Consider the following 10433-nt stretch of genomic DNA (forward strand, 5'->3'; position numbering starts at 1 on the left):
GTACTGATTGTATAAAAATTATACTACATTAAATTTTCGGTCTTTACAAATCCCTTTGTTAAGGGGATTTAAAAACGTTGCAAAAATTGTACCGATGGTATATGCTAGTGTCTATGCAATTACATTGTTTACAAATTTGTGAACAATTATAGGGGGATATAGAATGGAACAAAATATGAAAACACCTGAGAAACCGCCCTATGGAATATTGGCGGTATTAATTGTTGGGGCTTTTATCGCATTTTTAAATAATACCTTGCTTAATATAGCTTTGCCTTCGATAATGACTGATCTTGAGGTAGAAGCAACGACAGTTCAATGGCTGACAACCGGGTTCATGCTCGTCAGTGGAATCATGATACCTCTTAGTGCGTATTTGATCCAAAAGTATTCGGTTAGGAATTTATTTTTGACCGCAATGGGTTTATTCACATTGGGTACGATCTTATCAGGAGCAGCACATATATTCCCGATATTATTGGGAGGACGGATGATCCAGGCTTCGGGTACAGCGATCATGATGCCGCTGTTGATGAATGTCATGCTTGTAAGTTTCCCGATTGAAAAACGCGGGACCGCAATGGGAGTATTCGGGTTGGTGCTTATGTTCGCACCCGCTATCGGTCCGACACTTTCAGGCTGGCTCATCGAGCATTACCACTGGAGGATGCTTTTCCATTTTGTAACGCCAATCGCAGCCACGGTATTGTTACTGGGATTCTTCCTGTTAAAAGATAAAAAAGAGAAAGTGTATATGCGTTTGGACATCATTTCTTTATCACTATCAAGCGTAGGATTCGGCGGGCTCCTGTATGGCTTCAGTTCTGCCGGTTCGAAGGGATGGGACAGTCCACATGTTTATCTAACATTAACGATAGGTGCAGTTTCACTAATCGTCTTTATCCTTCGTCAATTACGCCAGGATAATCCGATGTTGAATTTCAGGATTTATAAATATCCAATGTTTGCTTTATCATCAGTGATTTCTATGATCGTCACAATGGCTTTGTTTTCTGGAATGCTGCTTCTGCCAATCTACGTGCAGACAATACGCGGCATTTCACCATTGGATGCGGGCTTAATGCTGTTGCCAGGAGCGATTGCCATGGCAATTATGTCTCCGATTACTGGAAAATTATTTGATAAGTTTGGCGGTCGCGCTTTGGCTGTCGTTGGTCTGATCATTACGCTTGTGACGAGCTACTTTTTCAGCAAGCTTTCTATGGAAACGACTTATACTCAGCTGATCATCCTTTATACGGTTCGCATGTTCGGCATGTCGATGGTTAATATGCCAGTTAACACAAATGGACTAAACCAGTTGCCGGCTCGTTATTATCCACACGGCACAGCAATGAACAACACGCTGCAGCAGGTTTCTGGTGCAATTGGAACAGCCTTGTTGGTAACGGTAATGTCAATGCGTGCAGAATCCTATGGAAAAGAATTAGCAGCCTCAGCACTTAAAGAAGCTTCAGCTGCAGGTAAAGCAGTTACTCCTGCTGTACAAGCGGAAATGGAGCAGCAGATTGCCATGCAAGCGATGCTTCAGGGAATCAATGACGCTTTTTTTGTCACTGTATTCTTATCAGCGATTGCGTTGGTGCTTGCTTTCTTTATCAAACGCGCAACACAGGCGGAAGACACAATTGGCAAAAATGCTCCTGCCAAAAAACCTTCTCATAAATTAGTTAATAATTAATTACTTCCCCCTGGATACCAGGGGGTTTTGTATAATAAAAAGTAAACAAATTTGATTTATAGGGAGAATATTAATGGAGAAAATATCAGAAATGCTTGCGCAAAAACAACTTGACGCTTATAACAAACAAGATTTAGAAGAGTTTTTATCTGTTTATAGTGATGATGTAGTGATTATGGATTTTCCTGGTAACAGGGTGACTGCACGGGGTATTGATGAAATGCGAACCAGATACGGAAAGCTTTTTACAGACCATCCCAATAACCATGCGGAACTATTGGCCAGAATGGTCCACTGGAACAAGGTTGTTGACCATGAACTCGTAACAGGAAGGGAAAATTCCGAACCGAAAAAAGCGGTTGCCATATATGAAATAGAAGGCGAGAAGATCGTGAAGGTTTGGTTTTTATAATCTTGGCAAATAAAAAGCCAGCACCAGTTCGTTACAAGGTGCTGGCTTTTTAACTTCTGGGAATAATCCAGTCCTACTGGTTAAAAGAAGGTTGTTGCATGAATTGGGACACAGACTGCTGCTGATAATGAACCGGTTGCTGGATGGCAGTCTGGAATCCATAGGTGGAAACATTGTTGCCTGATAGCTCGCTGGCCATCTGGGAGCATAAATTGATGACTTCCTGGCATCGGTTAATGGCAAGGTCATGATTTCGAAGGCTAACCTCAATCATTTGCGCTGCTTGCTTCTCACGCTGAAGCAATTGTTCAAGCATGTGAATGTTCTGTTGTTCCTGCTGCAGCATCATCTGATATTGCTGGCTGCCCTGCTGAGTTTGTTGAATCAACTGCTGAGCGATCTGGCGTGTTTGATTCACTTGCTGTAACCCATGCTGAATTGTATGCATCTGTTTTCCTCCCAATAATGTAGTTGTGGAAACAATGTTCCTGCAATAGTTTGCAACGAATATCAGGTAAAAAAACTGTTAATGCAGACCATAACCGGTCGAGTTATACCATTATAATTTCGTTCTTAAGGGGGAATCTATCCTTAACTACACAGAAGGGTTTGAAAGAAGTGACGAAACACGAAAACATCCAATTGACATCAGCTGAATTAGCAGCGCTTCACCAAAATTACCTTGGAGATACAATGTCTGTCTGTGTTTTTGGGCATTTCCTTGAAAAAGTTGTTGATCCAGAAATCAAAACAGTCGTGGAGCATGCATACGATATATCAGCACAACATGCAGAAATTATTAAAAAAATATTCCTTAAGGAAAACATTCCTGTTCCCATCGGCTTTACGGAACAGGACGTTAACAAACAGGCACCCATGTTGTTTCAGATCCATTCTATTTGAATTATGTCAAGCATATGGCAAGAGGCGGCTTAGCGGTATATGGATTTCTTCAGCCACATGTTTTCAGAGAAGACATCTTATCTTTTTACACGAAATGTTTAAAGTCGACAATCGAGTTGAATAATGAAGCAACAAAACTATTGCAAGAAAAAGGACTCTTAGTCAGACCCGCTTATATCCCTTATCCTGACAAAAATGAGTTCATTCATAAACAAAGCTTTTTATCAGATTTCATGGGCAGTAAACGAACTTTGACGGCCATGGAGATTACTCACTTGTACGCGAACATACAGACAAATAAATTAGGGGAAGCACTTGCAATTGGTTTTAGTCAGGTTGCCAAATCAAATAAGGTCCAAAATTATCTCCTAAGAGGAAAGGAAGTAGCGGAAAAGCATATCAAGATTTTTTCCGGATTTCTTCGCGATGAGAATCTTCCTGTTCCGATGACCTGGGATCACGAGATATCCAAATCAAAGGAATCGCCATTTTCAGATAAATTGATGATGTTCCATTTTGGCCTGATGAATTTTTCCGGCAGCGGCAATTATGGAATGTCTATTGCGGCCAGTCAAAGGAAGGATATTGCAGCAATTTATGCCCGTTTAAACGGAGAGATTTTATTATATGCCGAAGACGGAGCAAATATCATGATCCATGAAGGATGGCTTGAACAGCCTCCGCTTGCTGCAGACCGGAATGATTTAGCTAAGAAATAAGCAGAAATTAGTGGTGAGCACAATGAGCGATCAAAATAAAGTTATTTCCATGGAAGATTCAAACCTGTCTAAAGAAATTACGGGCATGAAATTCACCAAGAATTTTCGTTCTGCATCAGCAGAAGAATGGTATGTATTTATCCCAGGGTTTAAGGATCCAGTTAGCGGGGGAGCTGCGGGGAAGGCGATAATCCATTACAATCTATACGGCAATAAGGAAATATTTATCAATACAACAGTCATTTTTGATGATCCTGACCTTCATGGGGAAGGAAATCATCTGCTTGTCTATGGACTGGCAGAAGAAATTGTAAATCGGCTGGTAGGGTATGCAGACACATTGCTGTCGGTACATTCTGGGCACAACTCCTATCAGGCGGAATATCGTTCTTAGATAAAATCCTTGAACGGAGGTGAACGCAAATGAAAAAAGATACAGAAGGCGAGGCCTATGAGAGTGAAGTAGCCAAATTATTTGGACTCGATGAAGAAACAAGTCTCCAATCCGTCAATTTTGCCACAACTGAAAACCCTTTATTAAATGAACAATTCCATGAGGAACAGCAAAAATAAATAAAAGCCAGGCGCACGGCCCAGCTTAATTTTGGCGGTTTGCCAGGACGGCATCCGCTTTATGCTGTTGTTGGAACTGCTGGAGGATCTGACTCGATATGGCTGTATTGCCAGAAAAGTTCGGATGCACTCCATCACTAGACAAATATTCCAAATTATCACTGTTGATGACATTCGTCGTTTGTACCACAATCGATGATGTAGTCCCTTTTGCTGCTTCATAAATCATTAAATTCCATTTTGGAAGAAGCTTATCTGCCAGGGAATAGAATTGGTGGTCGGCTGGCATCGGGTTATACAGCTCAAGAAGCACGATTGTTGCAGAAGGATTCAATTCAGCAATTTTCGTGGTAACCTCAGCAAGATTTTGTGAAAAATCCTTTTGCAGACTGTCAAAGGATTTTAAAGCACTGTAAATATCGCTCTTCTTTACCAATTTAAGAATATCATTGCCGCCAACGTTAACAGTTATAAGGTCGGCCTCTTTGATCGCTTCGTCATACACTCCGTCCTGTACCATAAGATTCAACCTCTCACTGGTAATACCGATTACTCCTTCGTTCTGGGAAACGACTTGTTTGCCTGTTTCGGCACTTAACTGGGTGGAAAATTGGCTGATGAAGTTTTCTTCCTCCGGGATATTGTAGCCACGGATAATTGAGTCCCCGATTGCAAGATGATGGATGGTACTGTCTGGTATTGCTCTGTAATAATCTATATAAGTAAGCTTATTGGTCTTTTCAACTGTTGGTGCATTTTCCTGCTTGATTTTATTGATTTGGTATTGGGGATAGTAAATCCACACGGAAAATGACAGGACGGCAAGCAGAGATGATAGCAGTAGAAATTTTATGATTTTCATGTTGATTCACTCCTCGATATATTTCTATTGTATCAAGGATTATGAAGGAAATAATTAGGGGGGTATTTCCATTTTTAAAATAATATTAATATTTAGTAATTCGAAAAAACAACGGTCGTTAAGCTAAGATTTTGCTATAATTATATAATTACTATATTCAAGGAGTACACAGATGTACCAGACATATTCGACAAAAGAGAAAATAAAACAGATTTTTGTCATGCTGATCCCAATCTTGATCACTCAATTAGGGATGTTTTCAATGGTCTTCTTTAATACGATCATGTCAGGAAAATATAATTCTACGGATCTAGCCGGAGTGGCGATTGGGTCATCGATTTGGAGCCCGGTCTTCACAGGACTCAGCGGAATACTTCTTGCAGTTTCGCCAATTGCAGCCCAGCGGTTTGGTGAAAAGAAGGGAAAAGAAGTCTCATCCATCCTCACTCATGGTATTTATTTGGCATTAATCATTGCAGTACTTGTTATCGTTTTGGGTGTTTTTCTGCTGAATCCTATTTTAACAGCGATGAACCTTCCAGAAGGTGTTCACGAAACGGCCTTTCGCTATCTGGCCGGATTAAGCTTTGGAATCATCCCATTATTTATTTTTAATGTATTGAGGTCATTCATTTATGCACTTGGTAAAACAAGGGTGGTCATGTATATACTGCTAATGTCCCTGCCAATCAATTTCTTCTTGAATTATGTCCTGATTTTCGGTCATTGGGGTTTTCCTGAATTAGGAGGAGCCGGAGCAGGTTATGCAACGTCGATTACCTATTATGTAATCGCGGGATTGACTGCTGTTGTCATTATCAAGCAAAAGCCATTCTCGGAGTTTGTCGGGTTGGAATACTTCAAGGAATTTTCGGGTGAGAAAGTGAAGGAGATCTTGAAAATCGGTGTCCCGATGGGATTATCCATTTTCTTTGAAACTAGCATGTTTGCTGTCGTCACCATATTGATCAGTAAATTTAACATCACTACTATTGCCGCTTATCAGTCAGCTTTGAATATTGTTTCTTTTCTATATATGATTCCGATGAGCATATCAATGGCGCAAACTGTTTTGGTCGGATTCGAAGTTGGGGCTGGCCGTTATGATGATGCTAAAGCCTACAGCTGGATGGGGATCTATCTTGGTGCGATCATTGCAGTTGGAGCCGGACTGCTAGTCGTACTATTCCGCTATAAGGTAGCAGGATTTTATTCAAATGAACCAGCAGTGATTGCATTAACCGGCCAATTTTTGGTTTACGCCTTATTTTTCATGATTTCCGACGCAATCCAGGCGACTGCGCTCGCAGCATTGCGCGGATACAAAGACGTGAATATATCTTTTGTTATCACATTGATTGCATACTGGCTCATCTGTCTTCCGGTCGGCTACATGCTGGCCCATAATACCGGGCTTGGAGCTTCTGGTTACTGGGTAGGTCTGACAATCGGATTGCTCGCAGCAGGGATATCCTTATCTTTAAGACTGATATTTATCCAAAAGCGCCGTTTTAACGCTAATTTGGCAGAAGTTATTTAATTTGAGTGAGATTCCATAAGGAATCTCGCTTTTTTTATGCCTCTATCATCGTTTAACCTATTGGTTTTCGAACTCATAATTACTGGATATCCGTACAATGTGATTAATAAAAAATCCTTATCTTGATAAAACAAAGAAGGGATTCTCTCTTTTCGGAGGAATAATTAGTTTATGGAGGTGTAAAAAATGACTTATTTAAATTTGGCCACTGAGAATTTCAAGAACATAAAAAATCAGTCTGAAAGAGCGATGGAGCAATTGAATTTTCAGGAGCTTCATTATTCGCCAAACGAAGAATCAAATAGCATTGCCATTATTGCTAAGCATATGAGCGGGAATCTTCAATCAAGATTTCGTGACTTTTTGACAGCGGATGGTGAGAAGCCTGACCGCAACAGGGACGGGGAATTCGAAGGTACATTTCCCACTAGGGAGGCACTGATATCACATTGGAATGCTGGCTGGACTGTGCTTTTTCAAACACTTTCACAGTTATCGGAGGAAGATTTGGATAAAACAGTCTTTATAAGAAATGAACCGCATACTGCCATTGAAGCGATCCAGCGTCAGGTTGTCCATCAAGCAACCCATGCTGGGCAGATTGTCTTTTTAGCGAAGATAATCAAGAATGAGGAATGGAACACGCTCAGTATTCCAAAGGGTTATTCACAGCAATTCAATGAAAAAATGATGGGGAATCAAAATAAAGAAGAGACCTAACGGAAGGTCTCTCTTAAGAATTAACTGCATGTTTTTTTGGTTTGTATTTAGACCATTGAAAACGAATGAAGCAGCCAATGCAAAATCCAAGGATTGCTATAAATGCGGCTAAAGCTACCATTATAGTAAATATATTTGCCAACAACGTTAAACCATTGGCATAGGCAATCAGTCCGCCTGCTAGGCAGCCAACAGCGATTTTTTGATTGAACTGTTGTTGATCCCACTCCTCCGGGATATAATCCGATTTATTCTTGCTAAGGAAGCTGCTCGCTATTCTCATTACCGGATTATATCCAAATAACAGCCCTGAAATGCCAGCGAGAAGTGGCAAAGCCAAAATCCATTCTAAACCTGTTAACCAGGTACTAATTACACTTAAGACAATAAACCACTGATTTGTTCTAACCAGGGGCCGAGGAATTGTGCGAATTTCATCAGTCATTTCAATTCCTACCTTTCATATTGGTTTATAAGTATTTTATCTTTTTTTTCTTGAAAAGTGAAGCCTTAGGTATTTATTTTTATTTTTTAAAGAACTTGCGGAAATATGGAAAAGTATCCCTGAATATAATGGAATGCTGTTTTTAAATATATAGAGGAATGATGGGGGTAACATGGGGAGAAAAATGAGGGTTATTTGGCTGTTGATTGTTGCGGTATTCATTGGATTGGCTGGCTGTTCGGAATCTACTGCAAAGAAAGCTGAGACAGAGAATAAGGTGAATGAACAGGAGGGCGAGCAAGAAACAGAAAATGCAGATGAAGGAAATGAGCCTGTTAAAGAAGAAGAAGAGGCTCAACCAATTGTAGTGAATGTTATCGAGCCTACCACTCAAGAATTGGTTCGATCACTTACACCGGAGAAGATGGGTTATGGAAATGACAATGCAAGGTATAGAGCAGAATTGGAGAAATGGGCCCGACAATTGGCTCGCGGGACGGATACGAAACCTGGGTACGACCAAAGGATGATTCCGGATAAGCTTGGTCCGGATGGACAGGTGATTAAAGGGAATCCTTTAATTGTTTTGGAAGAAGCGGAGCTAGTTGAAAAGATCCTCGAGGCTTCAGAACTAGGGGGAAATGTCGAGCTGCCACTTTATGTAACGGCGAGTGGTTACCAACTCAATGATGCTGCTCAGCTGGGCGAGGTTGTTGTTGGAAAATACACAACCTATTTTAACGCTTCCGTTGCAGGCAGGACGAAGAATATTGAACTGTCAGCTGAGGCTATTAATAATGTTATCTTGGGAACTGGGGATGTGTTTTCATTTAATACGACTGTCGGACCAAGCGATGAAGCACATGGCTATCAGCCTGCTGAAGAAATTGTGAACAAAAAGCTGGTCATGGGGATAGGAGGAGGCATCTGCCAGACTTCGTCTACTTTATACAATGCAGTTGATGTTCTAGGTGTTGGATATGTGGAAAAACATCATCATTCCTTATCTGTAGGCTATGTCCCAGAAGGAAGGGATGCAACGGTTTCCTATGGAGGCAAGGATTTCAGGTTCGAGAACACAACAGGCGTGCCACTTTTACTGAAAGCAATAGTGGGAAAAGGGTCTTTGACCGTAGAAGTGAGGACCTCCAAAGAGTACCAAGCTCAAATGAAGAAAGGTATTTAATGGTCTTAAGCTGATTCCGCCAAAAGATGGAGGAAGAATCAATCTGATGGTGAATGTTTCCATAATTCAAATCCCTTATTCTTGATTTAAGAATAAGGGAGGCGAAAGATATGGAAATGAATTATTTAGCATTAGAATATATATGGAATACAAAGAAAGAAGAAATGAAGAGAAAACATGATTATTGGGAAACTTATAAACTTTATCAAGAGTTTAAAAGGATTAAGTGGAGTACTTCGTTAAGAAGGAATAATTAATCGAATACTTCCTAATAGCAATACAAAAGAAAACAGCGGCTAATATACCGCTGTTTTCTCCTTTTAGGATGTCCGCCTTTTTTCATTAACATTCACCAACAAGCCGCGTTTGATCCAATAGTCAAAGTTATCCACCGGAAAAACACTCCGATTCTCCGCGTTGTTCATTTTGATGATTACGCTGCTGTTTGAAACCTCTAGAACCTTCAATCTGTCTGAGTTATACATATTGGGCAAAAAGCCATTAAGGATTTCGAACTCCATGTTATTTTTGTATTCCACCTTGAACCTCCATCTACTTTATGAAAATAATATTTACCAGATATAGTTTTATTATCCAAAAAATTAAAAGAAATATGTCATCTTTGCCACCAGGTATAGCAGTTCCAGTAAAGATTTCGCTAAAGACAAAATTTAGTTTCCTGTCTGGCTATATTTACAGCTAGATAACAGAAACTATATAGCGACAATGAAAAACATTTGAAAGGGAAGATGAGATGTGAGGAATAATCGTTATATACTTGGTGAGGGTTTTGAAGCTAAAGCTGTTTCAGATGCTTTAAGGCTTCAGCTAGATGTAAATCGAATGGATCATATTAACGTAGTTGCTATTGAGAAAAGGAATGAGGTGATTGTACAGGTACCGGAAGCGAGTGGTGATTTGGAAAAAGTTATTGAGAGCTTTATGTCAAGTTACCAAACACAAATCATACAGGAATAAAAAGTATCCCCGGACGAACCGGGGATCCTTCTTAAAATGGATCATTATTAGTATTAGAATATGATTCAATTGCATGCTGCAGGGCATTATAGGCTTGTCCGAACGCGCCTGCGGAAGGAATATCACCTGCATTCTCAAGAGCCTGTTCTGAGTGTTTGGCTTGACTTAATGAGCGGATAACATCTTCAATCATTGTGCCTTTGTCACCGTATTGTTCCTTTGCATCCTGAAGCTGGCGAATGCTCTGACCTAAATCATTCGATTCAGGATTTGTATAAGCCTTTTCTAGCTCACTTCTGATTTGCTGTAAAAGTTCCTTCATTAGTTGTCCCTCGTTTCGAAATATTTGTGCCATTGAGTATCTTTACCGATAACAATAGTTGTTATTCGGGA

16 protein-coding genes and 1 pseudogene are annotated in these 10433 nt (G+C 40.2%); 12 read left to right on the forward strand and 5 right to left on the reverse strand.

What is annotated here, in order from left to right; all coding sequences use genetic code 11:
- Nucleotides 1–163: 163 nt before the first annotated feature.
- Nucleotides 164–1702: a DHA2 family efflux MFS transporter permease subunit gene (locus tag J7E37_RS07965; RefSeq protein WP_214778775.1), complete on the forward strand. Its 1539-nt coding sequence runs from the start codon at nt 164–166 to the stop codon at nt 1700–1702.
- A gap of 73 nt (nt 1703–1775) precedes the next feature.
- Entirely contained in the window at nt 1776–2114 is a 339-nt protein-coding gene (locus J7E37_RS07970; protein WP_214778776.1) for a nuclear transport factor 2 family protein, read from the forward strand.
- Between the two features lie 73 nt (nt 2115–2187).
- Here the strand turns inward: J7E37_RS07970 and J7E37_RS07975 are convergent, their stop codons facing one another.
- A complete protein-coding gene (locus tag J7E37_RS07975) occupies nt 2188–2562 on the reverse strand; it encodes a hypothetical protein (RefSeq protein ID WP_214778777.1) in 375 nt (124 codons plus the stop codon).
- 170 nt (nt 2563–2732) lie between these two features.
- Between J7E37_RS07975 and J7E37_RS22040 the strand changes: the two genes are divergently transcribed.
- The 5 genes and pseudogenes from J7E37_RS22040 (at nt 2733) to J7E37_RS07990 (ending at nt 4309) form a co-directional block, all read left to right on the forward strand.
- Entirely contained in the window at nt 2733–3017 is a 285-nt protein-coding gene (locus tag J7E37_RS22040) for a DUF3231 family protein (RefSeq protein WP_353049994.1), read from the forward strand.
- Between the two features lie 14 nt (nt 3018–3031).
- A pseudogene (locus J7E37_RS22045) lies at nt 3032–3148 on the forward strand (DUF3231 family protein); the annotation flags it as partial.
- Between the two features lie 144 nt (nt 3149–3292).
- A complete protein-coding gene (locus J7E37_RS22050) occupies nt 3293–3736 on the forward strand; it encodes a DUF3231 family protein (protein ID WP_251009570.1) in 444 nt (147 codons plus the stop codon).
- A 22-nt stretch (nt 3737–3758) separates the two neighbouring features.
- Complete coding sequence (locus J7E37_RS07985; protein ID WP_215023451.1) at nt 3759–4130, forward strand: hypothetical protein; 372 nt, start codon at nt 3759–3761, stop codon at nt 4128–4130.
- Between the two features lie 29 nt (nt 4131–4159).
- The gene (locus J7E37_RS07990) at nt 4160–4309 is read left to right on the forward strand and encodes a hypothetical protein (protein ID WP_214778778.1); all 150 of its coding nucleotides are present in this window, start codon (nt 4160–4162) and stop codon (nt 4307–4309) included.
- Nucleotides 4310–4334: 25 nt separating this feature from the next.
- Here J7E37_RS07990 and J7E37_RS07995 read toward each other — a convergent pair whose 3' ends face one another.
- A complete protein-coding gene (locus tag J7E37_RS07995) occupies nt 4335–5171 on the reverse strand; it encodes a GDSL-type esterase/lipase family protein (protein WP_215023453.1) in 837 nt (278 codons plus the stop codon).
- Between the two features lie 172 nt (nt 5172–5343).
- Here J7E37_RS07995 and J7E37_RS08000 point away from each other — a divergent pair, with 172 nt between their 5' ends.
- Nucleotides 5344–6711 (forward strand): MATE family efflux transporter, encoded by a 1368-nt coding sequence (locus J7E37_RS08000; RefSeq protein ID WP_215023455.1) that lies wholly within the window; start codon nt 5344–5346, stop codon nt 6709–6711.
- Nucleotides 6712–6897: 186 nt separating this feature from the next.
- Nucleotides 6898–7431 (forward strand): DUF1572 family protein, encoded by a 534-nt coding sequence (locus J7E37_RS08005; protein ID WP_214778781.1) that lies wholly within the window; start codon nt 6898–6900, stop codon nt 7429–7431.
- 13 nt (nt 7432–7444) lie between these two features.
- Here the strand turns inward: J7E37_RS08005 and J7E37_RS08010 are convergent, their stop codons facing one another.
- Nucleotides 7445–7876, reverse strand: a complete 432-nt coding sequence (locus tag J7E37_RS08010; protein WP_214778783.1) for a DUF4395 domain-containing protein — start codon at nt 7874–7876, stop codon at nt 7445–7447.
- Between the two features lie 172 nt (nt 7877–8048).
- Between J7E37_RS08010 and J7E37_RS08015 the strand changes: the two genes are divergently transcribed.
- Both J7E37_RS08015 and J7E37_RS08020 read left to right on the forward strand, forming a co-directional pair.
- Nucleotides 8049–9062 (forward strand): VanW family protein, encoded by a 1014-nt coding sequence (locus tag J7E37_RS08015; RefSeq protein ID WP_214778785.1) that lies wholly within the window; start codon nt 8049–8051, stop codon nt 9060–9062.
- A 110-nt stretch (nt 9063–9172) separates the two neighbouring features.
- Nucleotides 9173–9319, forward strand: a complete 147-nt coding sequence (locus tag J7E37_RS08020; RefSeq protein WP_214778787.1) for a hypothetical protein — start codon at nt 9173–9175, stop codon at nt 9317–9319.
- A 63-nt stretch (nt 9320–9382) separates the two neighbouring features.
- Here the strand turns inward: J7E37_RS08020 and J7E37_RS08025 are convergent, their stop codons facing one another.
- Nucleotides 9383–9601: a hypothetical protein gene (locus tag J7E37_RS08025; RefSeq protein ID WP_353049995.1), complete on the reverse strand. Its 219-nt coding sequence runs from the start codon at nt 9599–9601 to the stop codon at nt 9383–9385.
- Nucleotides 9602–9818: 217 nt separating this feature from the next.
- On the opposite strand from J7E37_RS08025, the gene J7E37_RS08030 reads away from it, so the two are divergent.
- Nucleotides 9819–10040, forward strand: a complete 222-nt coding sequence (locus J7E37_RS08030; RefSeq protein ID WP_214778789.1) for a hypothetical protein — start codon at nt 9819–9821, stop codon at nt 10038–10040.
- A gap of 31 nt (nt 10041–10071) precedes the next feature.
- Here the strand turns inward: J7E37_RS08030 and J7E37_RS08035 are convergent, their stop codons facing one another.
- Nucleotides 10072–10362: a hypothetical protein gene (locus tag J7E37_RS08035; RefSeq protein ID WP_215023457.1), complete on the reverse strand. Its 291-nt coding sequence runs from the start codon at nt 10360–10362 to the stop codon at nt 10072–10074.
- Between the last annotated feature and the right edge of the window lie 71 nt (nt 10363–10433).

This window comes from Bacillus sp. ISL-39 (assembly GCF_018613295.1).
Taxonomy (GTDB): Bacteria; Bacillota; Bacilli; order Bacillales; family Cytobacillaceae; genus Mesobacillus.